This is a genomic window from Paraliobacillus quinghaiensis (assembly GCF_003426025.1).
Lineage (GTDB): Bacteria > Bacillota > Bacilli > Bacillales > Amphibacillaceae > Paraliobacillus_A > Paraliobacillus_A quinghaiensis.
This window is the reverse complement of the sequence record NZ_QJSH01000012.1, coordinates 13,228-39,523: the sequence shown is the minus strand read 5'-3', so window position 1 is coordinate 39,523 and position 26,296 is coordinate 13,228. Positions and strand designations below refer to the sequence as shown.

The 26,296-nt window shown below is 37.0% G+C and carries 26 protein-coding genes and 1 riboswitch; of the genes, 7 read left to right on the top strand and 19 right to left on the bottom strand.

What is annotated here, in order from left to right; all coding sequences use genetic code 11:
* Positions 1 to 236: 236 nt before the first annotated feature.
* The 5 genes from argF to D2K40_RS09445 form a co-directional block, all read right to left on the bottom strand.
* A complete protein-coding gene (argF, locus tag D2K40_RS09465; RefSeq protein WP_117155349.1) occupies positions 237 to 1,190 on the bottom strand; it encodes an ornithine carbamoyltransferase in 954 nt (317 codons plus the stop codon).
* Entirely contained in the window at positions 1,187 to 4,414 is a 3,228-nt protein-coding gene (gene carB / locus D2K40_RS09460) for a carbamoyl-phosphate synthase (glutamine-hydrolyzing) large subunit (RefSeq protein ID WP_117155347.1), read from the bottom strand. Before carB ends, argF begins: the two co-directional genes overlap by 4 nt.
* Positions 4,407 to 5,504, bottom strand: a complete 1,098-nt coding sequence (locus D2K40_RS09455) for a carbamoyl phosphate synthase small subunit (RefSeq protein ID WP_117155345.1) — start codon at positions 5,502 to 5,504, stop codon at positions 4,407 to 4,409. The genes carB and D2K40_RS09455 overlap by 8 nt, the downstream gene beginning before the upstream one ends.
* Positions 5,505 to 5,613: 109 nt before the next feature.
* Complete coding sequence (gene argH / locus D2K40_RS09450) at positions 5,614 to 7,044, bottom strand: argininosuccinate lyase (protein ID WP_117155343.1); 1,431 nt, start codon at positions 7,042 to 7,044, stop codon at positions 5,614 to 5,616.
* Positions 7,041 to 8,300, bottom strand: coding sequence for an argininosuccinate synthase (locus D2K40_RS09445; protein WP_117155341.1), 1,260 nt, complete (start codon positions 8,298 to 8,300; stop codon positions 7,041 to 7,043). Before D2K40_RS09445 ends, argH begins: the two co-directional genes overlap by 4 nt.
* Positions 8,301 to 8,596: 296 nt before the next feature.
* Between D2K40_RS09445 and D2K40_RS09440 the strand changes: the two genes are divergently transcribed.
* Positions 8,597 to 9,514: a DUF4349 domain-containing protein gene (locus tag D2K40_RS09440; RefSeq protein WP_117155339.1), complete on the top strand. Its 918-nt coding sequence runs from the start codon at positions 8,597 to 8,599 to the stop codon at positions 9,512 to 9,514.
* Positions 9,515 to 9,653: 139 nt separating this feature from the next.
* Positions 9,654 to 10,151: a hypothetical protein gene (locus D2K40_RS09435; protein WP_117155337.1), complete on the top strand. Its 498-nt coding sequence runs from the start codon at positions 9,654 to 9,656 to the stop codon at positions 10,149 to 10,151.
* A 117-nt stretch (positions 10,152 to 10,268) separates the two neighbouring features.
* On the opposite strand, the gene ddlA is transcribed toward D2K40_RS09435, so the two are convergent.
* Positions 10,269 to 11,369 (bottom strand): D-alanine--D-alanine ligase, encoded by a 1,101-nt coding sequence (gene ddlA, locus D2K40_RS09430; RefSeq protein WP_117155335.1) that lies wholly within the window; start codon positions 11,367 to 11,369, stop codon positions 10,269 to 10,271.
* Between the two features lie 224 nt (positions 11,370 to 11,593).
* On the opposite strand from ddlA, the gene D2K40_RS09425 reads away from it, so the two are divergent.
* Positions 11,594 to 12,382: a carbon-nitrogen family hydrolase gene (locus D2K40_RS09425; RefSeq protein ID WP_117155333.1), complete on the top strand. Its 789-nt coding sequence runs from the start codon at positions 11,594 to 11,596 to the stop codon at positions 12,380 to 12,382.
* Between the two features lie 46 nt (positions 12,383 to 12,428).
* Here D2K40_RS09425 and D2K40_RS09420 read toward each other — a convergent pair whose 3' ends face one another.
* From D2K40_RS09420 to D2K40_RS09410, 3 genes are read right to left on the bottom strand one after another with little or no spacing between them, the layout of a single operon-like run.
* Complete coding sequence (locus tag D2K40_RS09420) at positions 12,429 to 12,854, bottom strand: DUF4064 domain-containing protein (protein WP_117155331.1); 426 nt, start codon at positions 12,852 to 12,854, stop codon at positions 12,429 to 12,431.
* 21 nt (positions 12,855 to 12,875) lie between these two features.
* The gene (locus tag D2K40_RS09415; RefSeq protein ID WP_308422906.1) at positions 12,876 to 13,829 is read right to left on the bottom strand and encodes an ABC transporter permease; all 954 of its coding nucleotides are present in this window, start codon (positions 13,827 to 13,829) and stop codon (positions 12,876 to 12,878) included.
* Positions 13,816 to 14,736 carry an ABC transporter ATP-binding protein gene (locus D2K40_RS09410; protein ID WP_117155328.1) on the bottom strand — a complete coding sequence of 307 codons (921 nt, stop codon included), beginning with the start codon at positions 14,734 to 14,736 and terminating at the stop codon, positions 13,816 to 13,818. Before D2K40_RS09410 ends, D2K40_RS09415 begins: the two co-directional genes overlap by 14 nt.
* A gap of 236 nt (positions 14,737 to 14,972) precedes the next feature.
* Here D2K40_RS09410 and D2K40_RS09405 point away from each other — a divergent pair, with 236 nt between their 5' ends.
* Both D2K40_RS09405 and D2K40_RS09400 read left to right on the top strand, forming a co-directional pair.
* Positions 14,973 to 15,314, top strand: a complete 342-nt coding sequence (locus D2K40_RS09405) for a P-II family nitrogen regulator (RefSeq protein WP_117155326.1) — start codon at positions 14,973 to 14,975, stop codon at positions 15,312 to 15,314.
* A gap of 21 nt (positions 15,315 to 15,335) precedes the next feature.
* The gene (locus D2K40_RS09400) at positions 15,336 to 16,694 is read left to right on the top strand and encodes an ammonium transporter (RefSeq protein ID WP_117155325.1); all 1,359 of its coding nucleotides are present in this window, start codon (positions 15,336 to 15,338) and stop codon (positions 16,692 to 16,694) included.
* A gap of 65 nt (positions 16,695 to 16,759) precedes the next feature.
* On the opposite strand, the gene thiD is transcribed toward D2K40_RS09400, so the two are convergent.
* The 10 genes from thiD to D2K40_RS09350 form a co-directional block, all read right to left on the bottom strand.
* Positions 16,760 to 17,563 carry a bifunctional hydroxymethylpyrimidine kinase/phosphomethylpyrimidine kinase gene (gene thiD / locus D2K40_RS09395; RefSeq protein ID WP_117155323.1) on the bottom strand — a complete coding sequence of 268 codons (804 nt, stop codon included), beginning with the start codon at positions 17,561 to 17,563 and terminating at the stop codon, positions 16,760 to 16,762.
* Between the two features lie 39 nt (positions 17,564 to 17,602).
* A complete protein-coding gene (locus tag D2K40_RS09390) occupies positions 17,603 to 18,082 on the bottom strand; it encodes a DUF456 domain-containing protein (protein ID WP_117155321.1) in 480 nt (159 codons plus the stop codon).
* Positions 18,083 to 18,806: 724 nt separating this feature from the next.
* The gene (locus tag D2K40_RS09385) at positions 18,807 to 19,331 is read right to left on the bottom strand and encodes a type 1 glutamine amidotransferase domain-containing protein (RefSeq protein WP_117155319.1); all 525 of its coding nucleotides are present in this window, start codon (positions 19,329 to 19,331) and stop codon (positions 18,807 to 18,809) included.
* Positions 19,332 to 19,398: 67 nt separating this feature from the next.
* Entirely contained in the window at positions 19,399 to 20,109 is a 711-nt protein-coding gene (locus D2K40_RS09380) for a nucleotidyltransferase domain-containing protein (protein ID WP_117155317.1), read from the bottom strand.
* 102 nt (positions 20,110 to 20,211) lie between these two features.
* Entirely contained in the window at positions 20,212 to 20,763 is a 552-nt protein-coding gene (locus D2K40_RS09375; protein WP_117155315.1) for a GNAT family N-acetyltransferase, read from the bottom strand.
* Positions 20,764 to 20,964: 201 nt separating this feature from the next.
* Positions 20,965 to 21,067: riboswitch (TPP riboswitch) on the bottom strand.
* Positions 21,068 to 21,126: 59 nt separating this feature from the next.
* Entirely contained in the window at positions 21,127 to 22,155 is a 1,029-nt protein-coding gene (splB, locus tag D2K40_RS09370) for a spore photoproduct lyase (protein WP_117155313.1), read from the bottom strand.
* A complete protein-coding gene (locus D2K40_RS09365; protein WP_117155311.1) occupies positions 22,148 to 22,408 on the bottom strand; it encodes a transcriptional regulator SplA domain-containing protein in 261 nt (86 codons plus the stop codon). The genes splB and D2K40_RS09365 overlap by 8 nt, the downstream gene beginning before the upstream one ends.
* A gap of 91 nt (positions 22,409 to 22,499) precedes the next feature.
* A complete protein-coding gene (gene lepB, locus D2K40_RS09360; RefSeq protein WP_229666694.1) occupies positions 22,500 to 23,030 on the bottom strand; it encodes a signal peptidase I in 531 nt (176 codons plus the stop codon).
* 120 nt (positions 23,031 to 23,150) lie between these two features.
* A complete protein-coding gene (locus D2K40_RS09355; protein ID WP_117155307.1) occupies positions 23,151 to 23,585 on the bottom strand; it encodes a hypothetical protein in 435 nt (144 codons plus the stop codon).
* A gap of 57 nt (positions 23,586 to 23,642) precedes the next feature.
* Positions 23,643 to 24,092 carry a flavodoxin gene (locus D2K40_RS09350; protein ID WP_117155305.1) on the bottom strand — a complete coding sequence of 150 codons (450 nt, stop codon included), beginning with the start codon at positions 24,090 to 24,092 and terminating at the stop codon, positions 23,643 to 23,645.
* A 151-nt stretch (positions 24,093 to 24,243) separates the two neighbouring features.
* On the opposite strand from D2K40_RS09350, the gene D2K40_RS09345 reads away from it, so the two are divergent.
* Positions 24,244 to 24,786 carry an NfeD family membrane protein gene (locus D2K40_RS09345; protein WP_117155303.1) on the top strand — a complete coding sequence of 181 codons (543 nt, stop codon included), beginning with the start codon at positions 24,244 to 24,246 and terminating at the stop codon, positions 24,784 to 24,786.
* A gap of 16 nt (positions 24,787 to 24,802) precedes the next feature.
* Positions 24,803 to 26,248 (top strand): flotillin family protein, encoded by a 1,446-nt coding sequence (locus D2K40_RS09340; RefSeq protein WP_117155301.1) that lies wholly within the window; start codon positions 24,803 to 24,805, stop codon positions 26,246 to 26,248.
* Positions 26,249 to 26,296: the final 48 nt, after the last annotated feature.

Here is a 26,296-nt window from a genome sequence, read left to right as displayed (position 1 = left end):
TCCATTAATCTGAACTACAGAGATTCAAGTGTGTTACAACGCTTCATATATAAATTGTGTCATAAACAACATAGCGTTAAATTATAACCAAATAAAAAAGCCTGATTTAATCTATATTAAATATTACAACTAACAAATTGTATTTAACAAGCCAAACAAAAAAGAGACCAAATCACCTCTGACTTGGTCTCTTCTATCCTATATTAATTCATTATAAACCCTACTAATCTTTCGTTCTATCCCATCAACGCCACCATCAACGCTTTCTGAGCATGGAGACGATTTTCCGCTTCTTGAAAAACAACTGAATGATTTCCATCAATAATTTCAGCTGTTACTTCTTCCCCACGATGGGCCGGTAAGCAGTGCATAAATGTATAGTCTGGCTTAGCATGCTGTAGTAATTCTGCGTTAACTTGATAGGAAGCAAAAAGCTTTTCACGAGCTTTTTGTTCACTTTCTTGCCCCATACTCGCCCATACATCCGTGTAAACAACATCCGCATCTTTTATCGCTTCAATTGGGTCAGTTGTTATGGTAATTTCTGAACTGTCTCCTCCAATAGCTTTTGCTTTTTCGACAACAGCAGCATCTGGTAAATAACCTTCTGGTGCAGCTGTACTAAAGTGCATTCCCATTTTTGCAGCACCGAGCATGAGAGAATGTGCCATATTATTTCCATCACCAATATACGCAATTTTAATGTCCTCTAACGAACCTTTTACTTCTTCAATTGTTTGTAAATCTGCTAGAACCTGACAAGGATGATATAAATCTGTTAAACCATTAATGACAGGGATACTCGCATTTTCAGCTAATTCCTCAACATCTAATTGAGCAAAGGTTCGGATCATAATGCCATCTAGATAACCTGATAGCACCTTTGCTGTATCAGAAATTGGCTCACCTCTTCCAATTTGAATATCCTTCGAACTAAGGAATAAACCAGTGCCACCGAGTTGATAGATCCCCACTTCAAAAGATACGCGTGTACGTGTCGAAGATTTTTCAAAAATTAAGCCTAATACTTTTCCTTTTAAAGGTTGATAGACTTCACCTTGCTTCTTTTTCTGCTTAATTTCTTTTGCTAGTTGTAGCAAATAGGTGATTTCTTCTTTGCTATAATCCGCTAACGTTAAAAAGTCTCTTCCGGAAAGCTGTGCTTGTAAATTTTTTTCTGCTACCGTCACCGTAACACACGCTCCTTTTTATTCAGTTGATTATGATCCAATTGATAATGATTTATTGGATAGGGTGCTTCCTGCTTTTCTTTTGTTGCTTGTAAGTATGCAACTAACGTTTCCGTTGCCGTTAAGCATATCACACCAGCCTGCAACGTACTTTCTCGTAATTGCTTATGCTGTTCACCTATTTTTGTGCTACACACTAAAACAAATGCTTCTTCATTATTAGCCTCAGCTGCTGCTTCTACAGCTAACGTTTGATTAACCGTGATCCCTTTTGCTTGTAACATATCTGTTGTTTCTTGATCTGCAATAATTTCTCCTTCAACAAGCTGAAGCGCAGATACAAGACTCTCATTAATATTATCTATTGCTAGATAGATACTTTTAGCACTGGTAATCTCTTGGAAAAATTCCTCTTTCCAACCAAACGCTTTTGCCATTGCCGCTTCAACGGTTGATCCAATTCCGATTGCTTCACCTGTTGATTTCATTTCCGGGCCTAATAGCGGATCTAAGCCTGCCAACTTATTCGTTGAAAATACAGGCATTTTCACTGCATAAAACGGAACATCTTCATGTAAACCAAGCTTCCATTCTTGTTGCTGCAAACTTTCTCCCATCTGTACACGCGTAGCCAAATCTATCATTGGCACTCCAGTTACTTTACTCGCAATAGGAACAGTTCGTGATGCACGTGGATTTACTTCTAGCACATAAACGGTCTTACGATCTGCACTAATAACAAATTGAATATTCATGATCCCTTTCACATCTAATGCCTCTGAAATCTTCTGTGTGTAAATCTCAATTGTCTTTTTCTCACTATCTGTTAAGCTTGGTGTTGGAAAAATTGCAACACTATCACCTGAATGAACACCAGCTTTTTCGATATGTTCAAAAATACCCGGGATTAACACATCTTCCCCATCACATACCGCATCAATTTCAACTTCGCTACCTGTAATAAAACGATCAATTAATAAAGGAAAAATACGATTATGGGTTGTGCTCTTTTTCATTTGTTCAATGTGCGCAAGTAGTGCTTGTTCAGACTCTACTATTACCATTCCTTGACCACCAATTACATAAGAAGGGCGAATTAGAATTGGATAGCCAATCTTCGCCGCCATTGTTGTTGCATCTTTTGTGCTCATTACGGTATCACCTGGGATATGTGGAATCGCTAACTTTTGTAACAATTGATAAAATTTATCTCGATCTTCTGTTGCCTCGATTACACTTAACTCTGTACCTATAATGTTAACACCCTGTTTAGCTAAACCATCTGCTAGATTAATAGCTGTCTGTCCACCAAATTGAACCAATACGCCATCTGCTTGTTCTTTTTGCACAACTTGCAAAACATCTTCTTCTGTCAGTGGCTCAAAATATAAGTGGTCTGCTGTGTTAAAATCAGTACTAACTGTTTCTGGGTTATTATTGACTACAACTACATCAATCCCTTGATCTTTTAACGACATGGCAGCATGGACGGAACAATAATCAAATTCAACACCTTGCCCAATCCGAATTGGACCTGATCCCAATACAACCATTCTTCTTTTTCCTGTTAGTGGTTCCACTTCATCTATCTCATTCCATGAACTATAAAAGTACGGCGTATCAGCTGAAAATTCAGCCGCACACGTATCAACCATTTTATATGATGGAAAAATCTTATCCTGCTCTAAACGTTGTTGCAGAACTTTTGTATCAACATCCCATAGATTTGCTAACATTTTGTTAGAAATACCAAATTGTTTCGCTTTTTTTAGATCATTTACACTGACATCTGACCACTCTTTTTGCTTTAACGCATTTTCAATTTCAAGCATAAGGGCAATTTCATGTAAAAAGTATTTTGTGATTTCAGTAATTTCATGAATTTGTTGAATGGTATACCCTCGACGGAAAGCTTCAGCAATCACAAATAACCGTTCATCTGTTGCTAAATCTAAAGCTTGGTTTAATTGTTCATCTGTTAATTCTTCTAATTCAGCTAAGTATAAAGAATCCAAACCAATCTCTAATGATCGGATCGCCTTATTTAAGGCTGTTGGAAAATTACGTGCTAAAGCCATTACTTCACCAGTTGCTTTCATTTGTGTTCCTAACAACCGATCTGCTTGATGGAATTTATCAAAGGGCCAACGTGGAATTTTAACGGCAATATAATCAATTGCAGGTTCAAAACTTGCGTACGTATCTCCAGTAATCGGGTTAAGTACCTCATCTAAATGATAGCCAAGCGCTAATTTTGCAGCGATACGTGCAATTGGATAGCCCGTTGCCTTAGAAGCTAGTGCACTCGACCGACTCACACGTGGATTCACCTCAATAATAATGTATTCATTACTATTTGGGTTAAGTGCAAACTGGATGTTACAGCCACCGATTACACCAAGCTCACGGATCACTTTCACCGAAGAGGTACGAAGCATTTGATACTGATAATCATTCAATGTTTGAGAAGGGGCTACTACAATACTATCTCCTGTATGCACACCAACTGGGTCGAGGTTTTCCATGTTGCAAACAATAATACATGTATCATTGTCATCCCGCATCACTTCATACTCAACCTCTTTCCATCCTTTTACGCTTTGTTCAATCAAAACTTGATTAATTGGACTCGCATGAATACCGTTTTTAACAATTTTTCTAAGCTCAGCTTCATCTTTGGCGATTCCACCACCAGCTCCACCCAACGTATAGGCTGGTCGCACAATTAATGGATAACCAACAGAGGATGCAAACTGAACTGCTTGATCAGCAGAACTCGTTGAAATACTCTCAGCAGTCGGTTCGTCGATATCTTTCATCATTGCTTTAAAAATTTCACGGTCTTCCCCTTTTGTGATCGTATCTAAAGGTGTACCTAGTAGTTCAACATTATATTTCTCCAGTACATTAGCTTTCGTTAATTCCATCGCAAGGTTTAAGCCTGTTTGTCCTCCCAGTGTTGGTAACAAGCCATCTGGTTTTTCTTTTTCAATTATATTCGTTAAAGAAAGAAGTGTAAGCGGCTCTAAATAAACTTTATCTGCGATGTTTTCATCTGTCATAATCGTTGCTGGATTATTATTTACGAGTACGACTTCAATGCCTTCTTCTTTTAATGCTAAACAGGCTTGCGTACCTGCATAATCAAACTCAGCAGCTTGCCCAATCACGATTGGACCAGATCCGATTACGATTACTTTTTTTATGGAATCTAACTTAGGCATGCTGCTTCTCTCCTTTTACACTTAACTGCTCAACAAAGTTAACAAAAATTTCATGTGTATCAATCGGACCAGGGTGCGCCTCTGGATGAAACTGAACCGTCATGACCTGTTTTGTTTTGTGTTGTAATCCTTCTACCGATTTATCATTAACATTGATAAATGAAACATCCCACTCGTTCTGATTAATCGAAGCTTCATCTACGACATAACCATGGTTTTGTGACGTAATTACTACTTTCCCAGTCAAGAGATTTTTAACTGGATGATTACTACCACGATGGCCATAAGGTAATCGTCTCGTTGAACCACCAAATGCAAGCGCGATTAACTGGTGTCCCAAACAGATCCCTAATGTAGGGAAAAATTCAGCTACTTTTTTTATTGCTGTTAGTTGCGCTGTTAGACTTTTCGGATCTCCTGGTCCATTGGACAAGATTACCCCGTCAGGATCAAGTGAGTTAATTGCTTCAAATGTTGTATCGTAAGGCACAATCGTTACGTCACATCCCAACTCTAATAAGGAATGGGTAATTGAATGTTTATAACCGAAATCCATAACTACCATATGTTTTCTTGTGAAGGAGGAAGGTACATGTAGTGCAGTTAGTTGCTGGATCTTTTCAACGGATACCTTTTTAACAATCGACGGATCTACGTGGCATTTTTTTGGTGTGTCCTGACTGTCAGTTGTTATTTTTCCATACACTTCACCATGCTCCCGAATGATCCGAGTCAATGCACGTGTATCAACGCCATACAATGTTGGGATTTTATATGCATCTATCATATCTACAACTGAATAGGTTGATTGATAATGTTCCGGTGTATCGCAAGCGTTCGAAATGATTAATCCTGCCAATGCTGGATGAACACTTTCTTTACTTATGTCATTACAGCCATAATTGCCGATCAATGGATAGGTTAATGTAACAATTTGTCCTGCATAAGATGGATCTGTCATTACCTCTTGGTAACCTGTCATTGCAGTATTAAAAACCATTTCACCCTCTTGGATAATTGGTTTTCCTAGCCATTTACCTTCCAATACATCCCCGGTGCTTAAGACGAGATACCCTATTTCTTCTTTCATGATTTCCCCTCCAAATCTCTTAATTAATAAATATACCAAACAATTAATAAATATACATAAAAGTTTATAAGGAAAACTAGCCGAAGCTAGTTTTCTAGTGAAATACTTGTTAATCTGTCACAGCTAAATCATCGATAAGCTGTGCTTTAGCCTTAATCCATTCGTTATTCTGTTCAAAAAGTTTGCTTGCTTGTTGTAATTGATCTTCAACACGATTTCGCGCTGTTCCCCCTGCTACATTTCGTGCATTAACAACTGCTTTTGGTGTTAGGACTTGATATATATCAGACTCAATCGCATCTGAAAATTGTTTGAACTCTTCTAACGTTAAGTCAAGTAAATATTTCTGTTGTTCGATGCTGTATAACACAGTTTGACCAACGACTGCATGTGCCTCACGGAAAGTGACGTCCTTTCCAACAAGATAATCAGCTAAATCAGTCGCATTTGAGTAGTCCTTGGCAACCGCTTGATACATGTTATCTTTTTTAACTTCCATTGTTTCAATCATTGGAGCAAAAAGTGCCAATGCACCTTTTAATGTTTCTACTGTATCAAACATGCCTTCTTTATCTTCCTGCATATCTTTGTTATAAGCAAGTGGCAAGCCTTTTAATGTCGTAAGCATGCCCATTAAGTGACCGACTACACGACCAGTTTTTCCACGGACTAGTTCAGGTACATCTGGATTTTTCTTTTGTGGCATCATGCTACTTCCGGTACAAAAAGCATCATCTAATTCTATAAAATTAAATTCTGCACTTGACCATTGAACGAGTTCTTCTGATAAGCGTGACAAATGTGTTGAAACAAGTGCCGCATCAGCTAAAAATTCAACAACAAAATCTCTATCACTGACTGAATCCAAGCTATTCTCCGTGATCCCATCAAAATGTAATTTCTCTGCCACATAGGCACGATCGATCGGGAATGATGTCCCAGCCAAAGCACCAGCTCCAAGTGGAGAACGATTAACACGCTTCCAGCTATCTGTTAGACGTTCGATATCACGCTGTAGCATAAAAACATATGCCATCATGTGATGAGCGAACAATACTGGTTGTGCTCGTTGTAAATGTGTGTACCCAGGCAATACGGTATCTAAGTTTTCTGTTGCCTGCTTATACAAAGCTTGTTGCAGATCAACAAGTAATTGACTAATTGTTACCAGTGCTTCACGCAGATACAGGCGCATATCGAGTGCTACCTGATCATTACGGCTACGTCCTGTGTGAAGTTTGCCGCCCACTACTCCAACTTCATCAATTAAAAGTTTCTCGATATTCATATGAATATCTTCATTTTCTTCCGTTAGCTCTGCATCCCCATTCGCTATCTTTTCTGCAACAGCTTTTAAACCTTTTGTAATTGTTTGTGCATCTTCTTCAGGAATAATAGCACATTTGGCTAACATATCTACATGGGCGAGACTTCCTTGAATATCGAAGGCTGCTAATTTTTGATCGAAACGAATCGATGCTGTATATTCATCTACTAATTGATTCGTTGGTTTTGTGAATCGTCCGCCCCATAGCTTCATTGTTTGACCGCTTCCTTTACATCTATCGTAGTTTTTGTAATGGAGACTTTTTTGTTTTGTTGCGCTCCAGTTACTGTTTCATGAACTTGTGTTGGTAATCCCCAAAGCTTGATGAAACCAAGTGCTGCATCGTGATCAAATGCATCACCTTTTGAATAGGTTGCAAGATCCATATCATATAGGGAATGTGCTGATTGACGCCCAACAACCTGAGCATGCCCTTTATATAATTTCACTTTTACTGTACCCGAAACAAATTCTTGTGTTTCTTTAATAAAAGCTTGCAAAGCTGCTGTTAATGGTGAGTACCAAAGACCATCATAAATGGTTTGTGCCAATTTTTGTTCAATCGTTGGTTTAAATTGTGCTACTTCTCTTGGTAACGTAAGTGCTTCTAGCTCTTGGTGTGCTGCAATTAAAGTTAGTGCTGCAGGTGCTTCATAGATTTCACGTGATTTAATCCCTACTAACCGATTTTCCACATGATCAATCCGACCAACACCATGTTTACCAGCTATTTTATTTAATTCTAAAATTAATTCATCTAACGGCAATGATTTCCCATCGATTGCAACAGGTTTCCCTTGTTCAAATGCAATTTGAATCGTTTCAGGAGCATCTGGAGCATCAACAGGATCAGTAGTTAAATCAAAAGCATCTTTTGGTGCTTCTGCCCATGGATCCTCTAAAATACCACATTCATTACTACGTCCCCATAAGTTTTCATCGACACTATATGGACTTTGCAAACCTACTGGTACCGGAATACCATTCTCTGCTGCATAAGCAATCTCTTCGTCTCTAGTCATTTTCCATTCACGAACTGGTGCAACAATTTTCAAATTAGGATTTAATGCAGTAAACGCTACATCAAACCGAACTTGGTCATTACCTTTTCCTGTACAGCCATGCGCAACAGCAACCGCACCTTCTTGTTCTGCAATATCAACTAATACTTTGGCAATCAATGGACGTGATAATGCTGAAATAAGTGGATATTTTGCTTCATATAATAAATTCGCTTGCAGTGCTGGCAGGACATATTCTTCTGCAAATAGTGCTTTTGCATCAACTGAATATGATTTAATTGCACCTACATCTAGTGCTTTCTTTTTAACAAACTCTAAGTCTTTCCCTTCCCCAACATCTAACCCAACCGCAATAACATCGTAATGATATTGATCCTGTAACCATTTAATTGCAACTGAAGTATCTAAACCACCGGAATATGCTAAAACAATTTTTTCTTTTGCCATTTATAACCTCTCCTAACGTATTAGTAAAATAAATTCGCTCTAATGTGTTTGTTATGAATTATTATGCATCATCAAGTATAATAATTCAAGGGTTATTTGAAAATATTTATATTTTTTTTGAGGCATAAACTTATAGTATAATTAAACTAGTCCAGAGCGCATACACTAAAATAAGTAGATAACATTTTTTGTATATGCATTTTTTATTATATTTATACAATTACACAATGTTGCAACTAATTTATTTTCTATGCGTCTAATAAAGTAAGATCGTAAAACAGAGAGGGGTTATTTAGATGAAAAAAGTGTTTTTGCTCATTTTTATAACATGTATATCGGCTTTACTTTTTGCTTGTAGTAGTGACGATGAATCATCATCAGAAAACGCAGATACAGGCTCTAGATCAAAGGCTAACACGGAATTTGAGGTTAGTGATGAATACGCAGCTGAGGAAAGTATGAATACTAGCGTAACTAGCGATGATCAAGATGGCGGCTCTAAAAGCGAAGAAGTCCCCGAAGGATCAGATAACAGAAAAATTATTTACAACGCTAATTTAGATGTAGAAGTAAAAAACTATCAAGAAGCTATTCGTCATATAGAACAAGAGATTAATGCAAAGAACGGATATATTGTTAGTTCAGAATCCTATAACTATGAAGAAGATATTCAGGAAGGCAATATTACAGCACGCATCCCTCAAGAGCACTTTCAAGCTTTTTTAGACATTGTAGAACAAGGAGATATGAAAATAACTCATAAGCGTGTTTCTGGTGAAGATGTTACGGAACAATACATTGATCTCGAGTCGAGGTTAAATTCTAAAAAGGTTGTTGAAGAAAGATTACTAGCATTTATGGAAAATGCAGAAAAGACCGAAGATTTATTAAAGATTTCAAATGACCTTGCTGACGTTCAAGAAGAGATCGAACGAATTACTGGACAACTGAATTATTTAGAAAATAAATCAGACTTCGCTACAGTAACAATGCATATTCGAGAAAAACGTGTTGACCTTGTTCAAAATGAGGATTTGAACACATGGGAAAAAACACAGGAACAACTAAAAAGAAGTTTTAATTACCTGTTAACTACCGGCTCAGCTTTAATTGTGTTTATGATTGGGAACTTACCTGTTTTAATTATTCTAGGAGTGATTGGTATTTTCGGATATCGTTATTGGAGAAAGAAAGTGAAAGAAGATAAACAATAAGTTTGATTATATAAAACTGTGATGCAGATTCAAGTTCTTGCATCATAGTTTTATTTTTTATGAGAAACTAACTAATGGTAAAGAATATGAATCTTTTGTTTAGTTAGATCGTAGGAATAGATAGATGAGGAGGGGGATTATGATGAAAAATAGAATTCTAGTAGTTTTATTATTATTATTTGTTTCGATTTTTGCGGCAGGCTGTTCACAAGAAAGTGAAAGTAATAAGAACGCTATTGAAACTTATTTGGAAAAGGAGTTTAACGGACCTAATGACCAACTAAGCACTATTCTTGATCAAGGTCCACATTCTACTGAATTAGATGAATATTTAGAAGAAAACTATGGAGATATAATCACAGACTTAGATCAATTTATTAATAGTAATTATGTATTAGTCTTTTTAAGAGATGCGCATTTTAATGGATACCAATTAGGTTCAAAAAATATCAATATACAAAAAACAGAGAACACTCAAAGTAACCTTTATGATTACGAAGTCGAAGTAGAATATAGAAAAGATGAACAAACAAGCACAACCATCGTATCTGGAAAAATTAATCTTGATGAGAATGGTGATATTTCTAGAATTCGAAAAATGGATGGTCAGAAGTTGTCAGAGGAACTAAACAATTAAAGATAAGAGAAAGCACAAGGACAGTTCTTTTAGGTAATAACTAGTATTTCATACTAAAGAAGGCACAACAGCGGATATAACCTGCTTGTTGTGCCTTCTTCTAAATCTTAGTTCATATTACTCCCAAACTGCATTCTTAAGTTGATTATTACGTTCATGTCGTTCAATACCAAGCGTAATCAAGCGATCAATCAGATCTGGGTAACTAATACCACTAATATCCCATAACCTCGGATACATACTAATTTTCGTGAAGCCTGGCAATGTATTTACTTCGTTCACAACTAAAGTGCCATCTTCTTGCAAGAAAAAGTCGACACGGGCCATTCCTTCACATTCTAATGTTTGAAACACTTCAACAGCAGCTTCTTGAACTTTCTTCGTTTGTTCTTCAGATAGAACAGCTGGCGCCGCTAATTCGGCTCCATTTTCATCAATGTATTTTGATTCATAAGAATAGAAGTCTGTTTGCGGTAAAACTTCACCTGGTAATGACGCAATTGGCGCTTCATTCCCTAAGACCGCGCACTCAATTTCGCGACCAATGATTGCTTGCTCCACTAATACTTTTTGATCATATTGAAAAGCATCTTTCATACCTTGGTAAAACTCTTCTTCATTACGAGCCTTACTTACACCAACCGAAGAACCTTGATTAGCTGGCTTAATAAACAACGGTAACCCTAACGCTTCTTTTACCTGTTCAAAATCCAACTCGTCCTGTTTATGTTTTCGGAATGTAAGTCCATTAGCAACGGCAATTTCCGCTCCCTTTAATAGGCGCTTAGCAATATCTTTATCCATACTTACCGCTGAACCTAATACATCTGTTCCAACAAACGGAAGGTTAGCTATTCGAAGCATACCTTGAATACTGCCATCTTCACCAAGTGTTCCATGCACAATCGGAAAAACTACATCCACCTGATCAAGTACGTTATCATCTGATAAATTAACAAGTTGATTATTTTCCTCACCAGGAACAACCGCTACCTGCTCATTACTTCTATTCAATTCAATTAATTTCGGATTTTCTTCATTTATCAAATAAGATGACGGCTGGTTAACATGCCATTTCCCCTGTTTATCTATACCAAGCAAAACGACTTCATACTTTGTTTTATCAATTGCATCTACGATATTCTTAGCAGACTGCAAAGAGACCTCATGTTCAGCTGACTTTCCACCAAAAACAATACCAACTTTCATTTTGCTCATAATCCTACTCCTTACCTACACTTCTTTTTTAAAATTCCATATACCTAAGATACCATATTGATGCTTGTTTTGAGAAAAAAATATTCTAATTATAATTTTTATCCTCACTTAAAAATTGCCTGATATCTTGATTCCATTAAGCGCGTTAATATAATTGACATCATAATTTTCCGATGGGATAATACAGCTATTAGATATAACCCTAAAAATTGGAGTGCATTCAAATGACTTTATCGATCGCATTATTTCAGATGGATATTGCTTTCGGCATACCTGATGCTAACAAGCAAAAAATTCATGATTCTTTTATAGAAATTGCTGAAAAAAACATAGACATCGTTGTCCTCCCCGAACTTTGGACAACAGGCTATGACCTTACACGGCTAGATGAAATAGCCGATCGAAACGCAAAAGATTCAATTGCATTTCTATCCAGTCTAGCGAAACAATATAACGTCAATATTGTTGGTGGGTCAATCGCAAAGCTCACAGAACAAGGGAACACAAACGACATGCTTGTTATTAATCGGGATGGCGAATTAGTTAAAGAATACGAGAAGGCACATCTATTTCGTTTAATGGATGAAGAAAAGCACTTAATCGAAGGAAAAACAGATGGATTATTTGAACTAGAAGGCGAGCCAAGTGCTGGTGTGATTTGCTATGACATTCGTTTCCCTGAATGGATTCGAACGCATATGCTTGATGGAGCAAAAATGTTATTTGTTGTAGCAGAATGGCCTTTAGCTCGAATTGATCATTGGAAAGCTTTACTTCTTAGTCGAGCGATTGAAAACCAATGCTTTGTAATAGCTTGTAACCGTGTCGGCTCTGATCCCAACAATGAATTCGGCGGGCACTCCATGATTATCGGTCCTTGGGGAGAGATAATTTTAGATACAGACACAACAGAAGGTATCTTTCTTGGTGAAATCGACTTGAATGAAGTAGATAAAGTTCGCAATACAATTCCAATTTTTTCTGACCGAAGACCGGATATGTATAGATCTTAGAATAGTAAAGAGGCTATCCTAGATTTAGGATAGCCTCTTTGTTTCATTATTCCGCAAGCGTTTGTTGCGGTTTACGTGTAAGACATAAGATTCCTGCAATTATATAGAAAATTCCTGCAAATACTCCCATATACCCTAACAAAATCACGACGATAACTGCTGTTGCAACAAAGATAATAGCTGCAACTTTAGGTCTCTTATTCCCTCGTAATAACACCATCGCAACAATCCCTAATATTACCGCTAAAAGCGATACAACTAAAACCATCATTCCGCCGGTACCCATCGAATCAATAAAAGTTTGATAATCAGGCATATCCATCTCAGGACTTTGTTGTACCATATCATCATAAAATTCTTTTACTGTTTCAGAATTATTCTTCATCCAAAGCATACCTGCACCAATTATTGCAAAAAAACCATAAATTATTGTTCCGATAATACCTAATACTACCTCTGCTGTACGTTTCATTAAATTAAAAACTCCTCTCTTTTATTGACCAGCAATATCTCGCTTGGTAAAACTTAACCATGATGCGACTATAAAGATGACATAATAAACTAGCAATACACTAATTGAAAACGATAGACTCATCCCATCTAATAACGGGTGCCCACCAGACTGATATTGACTTAAGTCTGTGTTGGCAAACAATATATACTTTGCCCAGCTATATTGTGAGACAAATGGAATAATTGTATTTCCTGCCAACATAAGAAATATTGCAATACCAATTGCCATACTCGTATTTCTAAATACTGCAGAAATCATGAAAGCAAATGTAGCCATCATAACAAGATTCACCATCCTATAGCCAAAACCCTCTATAATCTCAGGTAATAAACTTACTTGTTTATACCCATTGATATCATACATTACTGCAGAAGGATTTAGACCATTTATCCCAAATAATAACGCTCCTACGATCCAAGAAAAGACAACCAGAAAAACGAGCAAAGTTAAAGCATAAATTAAAACCGCCACATATTTCGATGCTAATATTTTCAATCGTGTAACAGGGCGTATGAGCAGCAACTTAATTGTACCCCATTGGAATTCATTCGCTAGAATACCAGCCGCAACAATTATAGTGAATAAACTAATTAACATAGCTAATCCAATATTATCATATACAAATTGCATTGCACCATAACTTTGTGGTTTAATATCATTTTCTAAATGATATTTATTTTTTTCAATATTAACGCGATAGGATGCCTCTGTATAATCACCATTATCATTTTGCACACTTGCATTTTCTACTTGTAACTCCTCTCGCCAATCATCCCCGTACTCTTTCAAATTATTATCATCCATAAAACGAAGAATAAGTCCTACAGCTAAGACGATTATAGCTAATATACCAATCATAACCCACGTTGCTTTCTTTGAATATAATTTCATATTTTCATTTTGAATTAGTCTGATAAAATTACTCAATAGCATTCTCTCCAATCAGAGCCATAAACTTGTCTTCTAAATTTGTACGGTGTGCTTGCACGTAAAAAATATCGACCTCTTCTGTTGCCAGTCTTTTTATGATAGCTGGTATTTGTGCTCTATTTACTGAAAAAATCAACATATCTTTATCTACTCTTACTTCTATGTCTTGTTCACTCTCTATAATTTCCTTTGCATTTTCTAATGGCTCGGCAACTAAATGAACTTCCTGCATCTCTTGTTGATCACTTTCTTCATCCACTTCATTAATTGAAATTAACTCTCCGTTCTTTATAATACCGATCCGATCACACATTAACTCCATTTCTGCTAACAAGTGACTAGACACAATTACAGCTACATTTTCTTCTTCAGCTAGCTTACGAATATAATGACGTATTTCCTTAATACCTGATGGGTCTAGTCCGTTTGTTGGTTCATCCAAAATAAGGATGGATGGGTTATGTAGCAATGCCTGCGCAATACCTAAACGTTGCCTCATTCCTAAAGAGTATCTTCCCACCTTTTCCTTAATAACTTTTTCTAATCCAACCAATCGGATAACCTCTTTGATTCTATCCTCCGAGATACCTGGAATCATTCGTGCATAGTGAACAAGATTTTTCCACCCACTCATAAATGGGTACATTTCTGGATTCTCAACAATTGCTCCAACTTCTTTGATCGCTTCTTTAAAATTGGTTCGAATACTTTTTCCCTGAATCAACACTTCACCAGAAGTGATCTTCATTAACCCAACCATCATTCGAATTGTTGTTGTCTTCCCTGCACCATTAGGCCCTAAAAAACCAAATACTTCACCAGGATAGATAGAAAAACTCAGGTCTTTAATGATCTGTTTCTTCCCGATTGTTTTATTTAAATCAGTTAATTGCATTGCGGGTTTTGTCAACTTTGCTTCATCCCTTCTATATTGCAGTTACTAATTAATACGTGACAAATCACTAAATCGTTTCATAAATAACGAATTCCTTGGTTTTAAGTTTGATTTAAAGATGAAATCGTTTACTTCAAAATATTCTAAAAATTTAAACAAAAGACTTGATATTTTCCCCTCAAACGTATATGATAATAAACATAACTTTAAGTGTTAAGTTACCTAACATTAAGTGAGGGGAGGATTTTTAAATGAAAAAAATCGAAGCGATCATTCGCCCAGAGAAGTTTCAAGAACTACGTGATAAGTTATCCGAAATTGGGATCGGAGGACTCACGGTTACTGAAGCAGCTGGTACTGGTAAACAAAAGGGGCAAACGGGGGTCTTTCGCGGAACCACTTTTCAAATCCAGTTACTTCCAAAGATTAAGTTAGAATTAGTTATCCCAACAGATCAATTAGACGAAATAGTTGAATTAATCATTACAACCTGCAGTACCGGAAATGTTGGAGATGGTAAAATTTTCGTTTACCCAGTAGAAGATTCCATTCGCATTCGAACTGGCGAACGTGGAGACGAGGCCGTTCTTTAAAAAACTAAAGGAGGATATTATATGGTTAAGAAAACCGCATTTTTATTTTTTCTAGCATTACTCATTTCATCACCTGTTTATGCAGCACCATCAACTGAATCTTTGCAATTATCTGTTGATCTAGTATGGGTGATGTTGGCAGCGTTTCTGGTATTCTTTATGCATGCTGGATTCGCAATGGTTGAATCAGGTTTTACTCGAGCTAAAAACTCATTGAATATTATAATGAAAAACTTTATAACAATTAGTGTTGCCGCAATCTTGTTTTTCTTAGTTGGATACGGCATTATGTTTGGTACCTCAGCAGGATCTTTCATAGGAGCTGACGGATTTTTCCTAAACGGAGTTGGTGACATCGGCTTCTTTGTTTTCCAAGCAATGTTTGTTGCAACTTGTGCCACAATTATTTCCGGTGCCGTTGCAGAACGCATGAAGCTTGGCAGCTACATTTTAATTGTAATTGTGATGACAGCATTTATATACCCTGTTGTCGGTCACTGGATTTGGCAAGGTGATGGTTGGTTAACTACATTAGGATTTAGCGATTTCGCAGGATCTACTGTGGTTCATTTAACCGGTGCAGTCGGTGCATTAACAGTCGTATTATTCTTAGGTGCACGTAAAGGAAAATATTCTGGAGGAAAAGTTAATGTTATTCCAGGTCACAACATTCCAATTGGTGCATTAGGTGTTTTCATTCTTTGGTTAGGTTGGTTTGGTTTTAACGGGGGTTCTACCTTAGCCGCAGATCCAAGTTTAGTACCGATGGTCGTTGGTACAACGTTACTATCAACAGCTGGGGCTCTGATATCATCTGCCGCTTACTCTAAACTGCGTTTCAAACGCGTTGATGCTTCATTATCACTGAATGGTGTGTTAGCTGGTTTAGTCGGAATCACTGCTGGGTGTGCTGAAATTTCACTTGGTGGATCTATCATTGTAGGTTTAATTTCTGGTGTACTATTAGTTGAAGGGATCACATTCCTAGATACAAAACTTAAAATTGATGATCCAGTTGGGGCTATTTCCGTACACGGTATTTGTGGTATCTGGGGTACATTAGCTATCGGATTCTTCTCAGTTGATACAGGTTTATTCTACGGTAATAGTGCTGAGCAATTAGGTATTCAAGCTATCGGTGTTGCTGCAGTAATTGCTTGGACTGCACTAACAGTTGGGGGATTCACGTTTATTATCACAAGATTTTCTTCCATTCGTGTATCAGAAGAAGAAGAAGTCTCAGGATTGGATTTCTCCGAACATGGGTCTAGCGCTTATGAATTTAAAGATACATTATTAATAAAAGAGTCTATATCAAAAAATGGTGAACTTGGTTTAGCAGATCGATTAAACAGTTTACCCGAAAGCAAAACTTCCTGAAGTTAATTTAATTCACTATAATTAGGCGATTGCACTGGTGCAATCGCCTTTTTTTGCTTCAATCTTTATTCTTTCCCATATTTTCTTAGTGCAGCATGATCGGTCGATCCAATACCACGATTAAACGAAAGTGCGTGATTAATACCTGCATGTACGTATTCTTTCGCTAATGCGACAGCTTTTTCCACTGTTTGTCCCTTAGCAAGTCCAGCAGCAATAGCAGAAGAATAAGTACATCCAGCCCCACTTGTATGTATTGTATTTATTCTAGGTTTACTATAAATAGTAAAGTTTCCCCCATCATATAACACATCAATCGCTTCACCAGCTAAAGCACCACCTTTAACTAACACATAGCCCGGTCCATACTGATACAGCTCCTCTGCCGCCTCTTTCATCTCTTCAACCGTTTTAATTGAACCTTTCTCTAACAACCGAGCCGCTTCATGTATGTTAGGCGTAATAATCTTCGCTAAAGGAATCAAGCGATCTCTTAAAGCATTTATCGCATCATCTTGTAGTAATTGTGACCCCATCTTACCTATCATAACTGGATCAACTACAATATTCTCAGTAGGAGCTTCTTTAAGTAATAATGAAACCCGCTCAATAATTTCTTTCGAAAAAAGCATCCCCGTCTTGATTACGTCAACACCAACATGCTCCAAGGCAGCATAATATTGCGCTTCTATTACCTCTACATCATGTATGAAAATCCCTTTGGTTGTTATCGAGTTATTTGCAACAATTGCAGTAACTGCGGACATCCCATAAACATCATGCTCTTGAAAAGTTTTAAGATCTGCTTGAATACCAGCACTCCCTTGCGCCGCAGATCCCGCAATTGATAATGCTCGCTTAATTGTCATTTGCCTCCCCCTTTTCTTTTTATCTGTATCCAAATCGATTTACCAAATGACTGCGACAACAAACCAGATGATCATAACGGTCTGAAGTACAACTTTCGCAAAAGCACCACCTAAAAAGCCAAATAATGAACCTAAAGCTGCACGCATCGCTTCTTGAGTTGATCTTCTTTGTAACAACTCGACTACTATCACTGCCAAAAACGGTACGATTATGATACCAAATGGCGGAATGATAAACGAACCAACAATAACACCAAGTCCCGCTATCCGCTCACCCCATTTACTTCCACCATATTTTTTAACAAAATAACTGTTTGCTATAATATCGGAAACAATCAAAATGATGGTTAACAACACTGCAACTGACCAAAAGACCCAAGTTAGGCCTTGATCTATCAGAAAGTAATAAAGTAAAAATCCAATCCATAACACGAGTGGTGACGGAATAATCGGATAAATAACCCCAACATAACTTAAAATGAAACTAGCTATAATCAGTAACCAAATAACAAAATCCAAATAAAACCCCTCCCTTTCATTTTTTATCAATTTACTTTCATAAAGATTATTGTTTATGACGCATTTTATATATGTGCGTCGTAATTAGTGATGTAAGTTACTAACCCGCTACGTCAGCAGTGGTTTTGGTGGGGCGAGTAATCGCAGCCCCAAATGGATTCACTTTCCGTGGGCTCAGTCTCAGCTAACTTGGTAAAGAAAAACACTTCACCAAGTGGATCTTCGACTTGTGGGACTGCGATTACTCGCCCCATCGAAAACATTAGCTGTTCCCACAGGAGTGTCATCCATTTGCTTCCTGCACTAATTAAAATAACTAATTATAATTTATTCACTAACAATCAATAAGCTTTTCTGATGCTAAAATAGGTTGTAATATTTCAGACTATCTAGCGGATCAAATTAAATTGGCGACACTCCTTGAAAATAAAACCGATTTTCTGCGTGCGATGTGAATTCATTGAAGCATTCCTTGTCCTGCAGGAACAGCACTGACCGAAAATCCATTTTTAGAAGTGGTCTTCTTTTAAAAATTAGTTGAGGTCGTGCCTGCGGAAAGGGAGCCAATTTCATTTGAGTAGCGGGTTAGGTAGTAACTTACGTTACTAGTTACGACGGAGTTTACCTCAAGTACGAATGTTGAAAAACAAAAATTTTTTATGTAAATCCATCAATAAACCTTCACTAAAAGCTCCTCTTCCGATTAGAAGAGGAGCTTTGTTTCTTATGATTCAGCTAACATATCTGCAAAAGCTTTTACATAAGGTGGTAAATCTGGCGGACGACGGCTGGATACAATATGCCCATCAATAACTACTGGTTCATCAAACCAAACAGCACCAGCGTTAGTCATATCATCTTTAATTCCAGGCGTACTTGTAACTTTTATATTTTGTAAAATGCCAGCAGAGGCTAACACCCAACCCGCATGACATATTTGTCCTATAGGCTTTTTCGCTACGTTCATTGCTTTCACAAAATCAATTACTTCTGGATAACGACGGAGTTTATCAGGAGCCCATCCTCCAGGAACAAGAATTGCATCATACGCCTCTACATCCACATCAGTGAATGCTTTATCTGATTCAGCTGGTACACCATACTTTCCAGCATAGGTTTTATTTGCTTCCTTTCCGACCAAATCAACCGTAGCACCTTCTTCGCGTAACCTTAAAACTGGATACCACAACTCAAGATCTTCAAAATCGTCTTCCACTAAAGCAATTATACTTTTGTTTTTTAACCGCATTATTTGCCTCCTTTTTTTACTCAGTTTATCAAATATGAAGCACGAATTAGAACATTCTGCTCATTAGTTATTCTTTCCCCAATGAAAAGCCTTCAAACAAACGACCACCATACGGAGCTAAGATTTCTTCGGCTAATGCTACTATTTCCTTTTTAGAGAATTTTTGATAAAACTGTTCAAAAGCATAGATATATCGCGCTGCAAAGTCTGGGTTAAAATTGTTTAACGATCGATAAATCCACTTGGACTCTCCAATCCACTGTAGATTTGTCCGTAAATAAAATTCATGTATTATTGAAGCTAAACTTACTGCAATACAAATATCTTCTTCCCTATTATTACTACCCAAAAAGTCATCCAACCTATCAGTTAATATATAACGATTTAATTTAATCGTTTCTTCCGGCCAAGGTGGTGGCCCCTGATTAATAAACTCTTGCGCTTCGCGTTTAATATCATCTAATACTCCCGAGTCAAATAATATTGCTCCATCTGTAACCATACGCGGTAATGTAGGCATTCCCTTAGCTGCATCCATAGCAAAAAAACTACGATAAGAAATCAAATTGTGAACAAACACTTCAATTGGCCACCCATATCGAATGATCGATTCCCTATAACTATATTGAAGCCCTTTATCAAAAACAATTATATCTAGATCTGATGTTTCGGTTTCTCCTCCCCTAACCACACTACCTGCCAATAGCGCACCATCACAAGTCGTAAATTCAGTTTCAATAAATCGTTTTGCCGCTTCAAACGCCGCTATTTTCTTCATTGGACATCACCCTTTTATGATATTCCCTTACTATTCTCGATATCTTATGCAAGTGGGCCATCAGTTTTTCCAATGAATCTACGTTGTTTTTTTCAAAGTATCCTATAACGATCGCTCTTTCCAATCTGTAGCAAGCATCCCATAAATAACATGATCCACATACCGATCATATAAGTACTCTGCCTGCCTTAACCTTCCTTCTTCAGTAAAACCAAGTCGTTCCGCAATCGCCCGACTTTTTTTATTTTGTACAGCTGCACGTATGTCAACACGATTTAACTCCAACTCATCAATTGCATACCGCGTTAAGAACCTCACAGCATTAGTCATGATACCTTTCCCTTGATACCCCTCACCCATCCAGTAGCCAATGTAGGCAATCTTGTTCGTCCAATCGAATTCGTTATAGCCTGCAATTCCAACAATTTGCCCTTTATATAAGATAGCCGCATTTAACGAACGGCGCGCAGAAAATCCTTCCATTGTAATTTGAATAAACTTTTCGGTATCCTGAACAGTTTTCGTATCATCAACCCAGCCAAGCCATCTACGCAGATAGTCTCTCGATTGATCAACTAAATTAAAAACAACTGCAGCATCCCGCGTTTCTAATAACCTTAAACTTAGCTCATCATTAATTTTCTCATTAAACATGGCCATCACCTCATTCTATATATATTAAGCTACCATACGTAGTATTATTTTCAAACAAAAAAGAGAGCTACTCAGAAATTAAATCGGAGTAACCCTTCTTGTTGTTTAATTCTTATCCATTATGTATTTATTTTTTAACGCAAAAAAACCGCTCCCGAAAATGGAGCGGTTTACTTCTAACTACTTATAAAAATACACAAATACATACCGACTCTACTTTCCTACACTGGTATTAACCAGTTCAGGTTCAAAGGGACCAAAGAAAAATCTTTATCTCAGCCAATCGGCGCCCCTAGTGGATTAAACCTATGTTATTGTACTTCTACTTAATCACGATTAGATAATTTTGTAAAATAGGTTAAATCAAGTAAAGTATTCAATTGTTGCTTTTGGAAATAGCTTAGGAATAGTCTTCATAAAGAGCTCTTTCATTTCCTCTTGCTCATTGTCATTATAAACATATTTCCAGATCCCGTATTTTCCCCATTTTGATTTTCGTTTTGACTCGTCTAGTTCAAGTTTAGTCATCGGATAATTTTTTTGTATCACACGTTTAGCCGGCTTTGTAAACCGGTGTTGAATTAATTCGAACGTCAGATCCTTTTTTGCTACGGCAGGTAAAGCAGCCTCTAATTCTTCAAGCATCTGGCGATATCCCTCACGCCATCCTTCATGAAGATAGATTGGCGCAATAATAAAACCTAACGGATATCCTGCTTCAGCAACTTTAACAGCCGCTTCAATTCTTTCCTTCAACCGTGATGTTCCTGGTTCAAAAAATTTAATAACAAAGTCATCATTAATACTAAACCGAAAACGCGTGCGTCCTTTATGGTCAGCATCAAGTAAATGATCTACATGGGCAAACTTCGTCACAAATCGCAATAAGCCATGCTCAGTCTTCCCGAAAAATTCAATCGCATCTTTTAACGTATGTGTTAAATGATCTACTCCAACAATATCGGATGTACAAGAAGCTTCAAATCGCGTTATTTCGGGTGCACGTTCTTCCATGTACCTTTCAGCTGCTTGAAATATGTCTTCGGTATTGACATAGGTTCTTATATAAGGTTTACTTCCCATCGTTGTTTGCAGGTAACAATAGTGGCAATGCCCCATACAACCTGTTGCAAAGGGAATGGCATATTCAGCAGACGGTTTCGATGTATCGAATTTGAGTGTTTTCCGTAATCCTACTACCAATGTCGATTTGGCAATACGATATTTTTGAAAATCATTTTCTCCAGGTAAATTACGGACTTGATTATGCGAAGTTGTTTCTCGAATTTCAACGTCCATATTTGAGAATTTATCATATAACGTCTTTCCTAACGGATACTCTAATGCTTTCGGTTCAAAGTATACAAGTTGCGGGACAAAGGGTTTAACCATAGTAACCCTCAATTTCAGGAGAACCAAATGCCTGTTGAAATGCTTGCTCCGCTTCTTCTTCCGTCTGATAAACAGCAACTTCATCAGTTAGTGGATAATACGTTTCATATAAAAACAAAGCTAAATCATTTGGCACTTCTGGATTATGAACAACCGCTGCTTCTTGCACATTTGCAGCTCCTTGTACATGTGGGTTTCGAATAATTACGTAAACAACATCTCCCGGTTGATACAGCCTATTATTAATCTCCATCTTATCACCTAACTTTTCTTAAGATGGGCTTAATATGTACCAAGTTTGGTTGAATTATTTATAGTGATTTAAGAGGATTCTTAAATGATTATTATTTCGGGATCCCGAATTGATCTATTGGCCATATTCGAAAAACTACATCACCAATAACAGCCTCTTCAGAAATAAGTCCGAACTCCCTACTATCTCTACTTCTTCGACGATTATCCCCAAGTACAAACAACTTCCCTTTAGGAACAACAACTGAATTGAAATTATTAGTTAACCTCTGCTCCCCAATCAATTTTTGCTTAAATTCATCTAAATATGGTTCCTCATACGCCTTATCATTTATGTATAAAACATCATCTTCCATTCTAACTGTATCTCCAGCCAGGCCAATTACCCGCTTTACATAATTTTCATCAGCATCAGGAGCATGAAACGCCACTTCATCAAAACGTTCAATTGAAGTTACTTTACTAATAATAATCCGATCGCCATGTTGCAAATTTGGCATCATTGACTCTCCATTAACAATTGAAGGAGTCATGATAAACTCACGCACAACAAACACAATAACCAATGCTATTAAAATTGCTTTTAACCACGAGAGCACTTCTTGAATAAATCGAGATCCCATTTTCGTCATTCCTTTATATTTTGAATTCTTAATTACATCTATTATACTTTTTGCTAGTTATTTTTTCCACAAAATGAAAGACCCATAAAAAACTTATTTTTTAATAGTTTTTTATGGGTCCTAATTTTGTTGTTGATAGAGCTCTTTGTAAACGAGAACTTTCAATGCATCTAGTTCTTCTCTGGTCAATTTCGTTTCAATCTCTTTTATTAGTGATTCCTGCTCAAATTTAGTTATGCCATCTTGAACGGTCTTTTGAATCTCTTGCATTTCAGATATCGAAAATTTCTTCAAAAGCTGCTTAACCGCTTCCTGTTTTGTTTCGAATACCAATGCCACCTCATTAATAGCAGCGGCTTCCTCAATATAATCATTTAAAACAGGGCTACTTTCTACGTACTGTTTTACCACTTCGATCTCTTCGCTAGTTGTTAAGCGCGCTTCAACTTCAGTTGCTACTCGATTAGCTAGATAATTCATCCCAAAGTAATACACACCATACCCAATACATACCAGCACCAAAACTGTTAATAGCATCCTTTTAATAAATTTCACTTTTTTCACCTCGATGTTAATAAGAAGATTATCACTTATTTCCATCGAGTAAGCAAGTTAATTATTTAACTTATCTACAAACGCTTCAGCGAAATCTTCACAACGCTTAACATCTTCTAATTCTGGTGCCAAATCAACTTTTAAGTAATCTAAAACGACTTCAGCACCAATTGATTTAAAACGTTCACCCATTGTATCTATTGCTGTGCCATACTCTGGATAAAAGGAATCACATGAACCAAATAACGCTACTTTTTTGCCTGTCAAATCAACATCTTCTAAATCATCATAAAAATCTTCTATCTCAAACGGCAGATCGCCATCTCCCCATGTGTATGTGCCCAATAAAATCGCATCATAACGAGTTAAATCAGACGCTTCTATATCATCAAAATCAATTTGCAAAGCAGTCACTGAAACATTTAATGAATCAATTTTACTTTCAATAATTTCAGCTATCTCTTCTGTGTTACCAGTCATGCTTGCAAATACTATTGCAACTTCCATTACTATATACCTCCTAAAAAGCTTCCACTCTTCATAATAATTGATAATGATTATTAATGTCAATGTTTCGTAGTGGTATAAAATTAGAACTATTTCCCTAAAACAGGAACTTTTTTCGGTTTCTTTACGTACTATGTTATAGAGTGCTTTTTTGAAAGGAGGTATACAGATCGAAATAGTTGATATTTATTGGTGGTTATTGTGGGGAAGTCTTGCTATAGCTATTATTTCCTTATTTTTAGGGGACTTATTAGAAGGATTATTAGATGGGCTTTTTGACAGTGTTGGTGAGTTCCTAAACCCTTTATTACTATTTGGAACACTAGCTGTTGTCAGTGGTTCTGGTGTGCTATTCACAAAATATTCTAGTATTTCTAACTGGTATGTTTTACTGATTAGTTTGTTAATTGGACTTGGAGCCTATTTTTTAATTTATTACTTACTCGTTATCCCTATGTCAAAAGCTGAAGCTTCCACTTCTATTTCCATTTATGATTTAGCTGGTAAAACAGGTGAAGTTATTACAACTATTCCCGCAAATGGGTATGGTGAAGTATTTATCGAGTCAACAAATGGAAGTCGTAGTGAATCTGCCAAAAGCTTTGATTCAGTTAAGATTAAGCAAGGAACACATATTGTTGTCGTTGAGGTTAAAGACCAGGTTTTATATGTTTCAGAGTTAACAGGCTTATAAACCAAGGAGGAGTAATATGGGAGATTTTATTATAGTTATTGGTGTAGTGGTAGCTGTCATTTTTGCATTTGCTATTCTTTTTGCAGTTCGGTATAAAACAGTTGGTGCAGATGATGCAATGATTGTAACAGGTAGTTTCTTAGGGAGTAAAAATGTACATAAAGTTGATGGAGGAAGCGGCATCAAAATCGTCCGTGGTGGCGGCGCATTTATTATTCCAATATTTCAACAATCTGAAACAATTAGTTTGCGTTCACACAGTTTAGATATATCCACACCTAACGTTTATACTGAAAACGGTGTACCAGTAATGGCAGATGGAACAGCCATTATCAAAGTCCAAAGTACAACCGAAGGCATCGCAACTGCAGGCGAACAATTTTTAGGAAAAGATGATTTAGAGCTACGAAAACAGGCACAAGAAGTTTTGGAAGGTCACTTACGGGCAATCTTAGGTACGATGACCGTTGAAGAGATTTACAAAAATCGTGAACGTTTTGCTCAAGAAGTACAAACGCAAGCTGCTGTTGACTTGAGAAAAATGGGACTGCAAATTGTCTCCTTTACGATTAAAGATGTCCAAGATGAAAACGGCTATTTAGAAGCACTCGGTAAACCAAGAATTTCTGAGGTAAAAAGAGATGCTCAAATTGCGGAAGCAAATGCAATGCGAGATGCACGTATTAAAAGGGCAGAAGCAGAACGCGAAAGTAAAAGTGCTGAATTATTGAGTGAAACACAGATTGCCGAGTCAACAAAAGACAAAGAATTAAAAACAGCGGCATATAAACGTGATCAGGATAAAGCGAAAGCAGAAGCTGACATGTCTTATAAATTGCAAGAAGCTAAGTCAGCCCAACAAGTAAAACAAGAAGAAATGCAAATCCAACTTGTTGAAAAGAATAAACAAATTGAAATTGATGAAAAGGAAGTATTGCGTAAACAACGTCAATACGAAGCAGAGATTTCTAAAAAGGCAGAGGCAGAGCGTTATGCAACCGAGCAAAAAGCGGAAGCCGATAAAGTTGCACGCGTTAAAAACGCTGAAGCAGAGGCAGAAGAAATTCGTCTCGATGGGCAAGCAGAAGCAGAAGCTATTCGCTTAAAAGGTTTTGCTGAAGCAGAAGCAAAAGAAAAAATTGCAGAAGCAATGGCTAAATACGGAGAAGCAGCTATTCTCGAAATGATTGTTAACATGTTACCTGAATTTGCAGGAAAGATTGCTGAACCTGTTTCCTCAATTGATAAAGTTACTGTAATTGATAGCGGAAATGGTGAAGGTGATGGCGCAACACGCATGAGTAGTTATGTGACAAAGTTAATGAGCCAGCTACCTGAAACATTAAAAGATGTATCTGGTGTCGATCTTAAAGGTATGCTAGACCAAGTAGCAGCTAAAAGTGAAAAGAGAATTAATGATAGCTTATCTGTTGCAGAGACAGAAGCTTCAACTGAAAAATAATAAAACAATGGAGAAGCCACATGATTTTCTATAATCATGTGGCTTCCT

Excerpts from the sequence above, each read along its gene's own strand:
- splB (WP_117155313.1), bottom strand. The coding sequence starts at position 22,155 with ATGGTTAAACCCTTTGTCCCGCAACTTGTATACTTTGAACCGAAAGCA.
- D2K40_RS09415 (WP_308422906.1), bottom strand. The coding sequence starts at position 13,829 with ATGCTATTGAGTAATTTTATCAGACTAATTCAAAATGAAAATATGAAA.
- D2K40_RS09420 (WP_117155331.1), bottom strand. The coding sequence starts at position 12,854 with ATGAAACGTACAGCAGAGGTAGTATTAGGTATTATCGGAACAATAATT.
- D2K40_RS09340 (WP_117155301.1), top strand. The coding sequence starts at position 24,803 with ATGGGAGATTTTATTATAGTTATTGGTGTAGTGGTAGCTGTCATTTTT.
- D2K40_RS09440 (WP_117155339.1), top strand. The coding sequence starts at position 8,597 with ATGAAAAAAGTGTTTTTGCTCATTTTTATAACATGTATATCGGCTTTA.
- D2K40_RS09385 (WP_117155319.1), bottom strand. The coding sequence starts at position 19,331 with ATGCGGTTAAAAAACAAAAGTATAATTGCTTTAGTGGAAGACGATTTT.
- D2K40_RS09405 (WP_117155326.1), top strand. The coding sequence starts at position 14,973 with ATGAAAAAAATCGAAGCGATCATTCGCCCAGAGAAGTTTCAAGAACTA.
- D2K40_RS09445 (WP_117155341.1), bottom strand. The coding sequence starts at position 8,300 with ATGGCAAAAGAAAAAATTGTTTTAGCATATTCCGGTGGTTTAGATACT.
- D2K40_RS09375 (WP_117155315.1), bottom strand. The coding sequence starts at position 20,763 with ATGTTTAATGAGAAAATTAATGATGAGCTAAGTTTAAGGTTATTAGAA.
- thiD (WP_117155323.1), bottom strand. The coding sequence starts at position 17,563 with ATGACAATTAAGCGAGCATTATCAATTGCGGGATCTGCGGCGCAAGGG.
- D2K40_RS09425 (WP_117155333.1), top strand. The coding sequence starts at position 11,594 with ATGACTTTATCGATCGCATTATTTCAGATGGATATTGCTTTCGGCATA.
- D2K40_RS09365 (WP_117155311.1), bottom strand. The coding sequence starts at position 22,408 with ATGGAGATTAATAATAGGCTGTATCAACCGGGAGATGTTGTTTACGTA.
- D2K40_RS09380 (WP_117155317.1), bottom strand. The coding sequence starts at position 20,109 with ATGAAGAAAATAGCGGCGTTTGAAGCGGCAAAACGATTTATTGAAACT.
- argH (WP_117155343.1), bottom strand. The coding sequence starts at position 7,044 with ATGAAGCTATGGGGCGGACGATTCACAAAACCAACGAATCAATTAGTA.
- carB (WP_117155347.1), bottom strand. The coding sequence starts at position 4,414 with ATGCCTAAGTTAGATTCCATAAAAAAAGTAATCGTAATCGGATCTGGT.
- D2K40_RS09435 (WP_117155337.1), top strand. The coding sequence starts at position 9,654 with ATGATGAAAAATAGAATTCTAGTAGTTTTATTATTATTATTTGTTTCG.
- D2K40_RS09350 (WP_117155305.1), bottom strand. The coding sequence starts at position 24,092 with ATGGAAGTTGCAATAGTATTTGCAAGCATGACTGGTAACACAGAAGAG.
- D2K40_RS09400 (WP_117155325.1), top strand. The coding sequence starts at position 15,336 with ATGGTTAAGAAAACCGCATTTTTATTTTTTCTAGCATTACTCATTTCA.
- D2K40_RS09455 (WP_117155345.1), bottom strand. The coding sequence starts at position 5,504 with ATGAAAGAAGAAATAGGGTATCTCGTCTTAAGCACCGGGGATGTATTG.
- lepB (WP_229666694.1), bottom strand. The coding sequence starts at position 23,030 with ATGGGATCTCGATTTATTCAAGAAGTGCTCTCGTGGTTAAAAGCAATT.
- ddlA (WP_117155335.1), bottom strand. The coding sequence starts at position 11,369 with ATGAGCAAAATGAAAGTTGGTATTGTTTTTGGTGGAAAGTCAGCTGAA.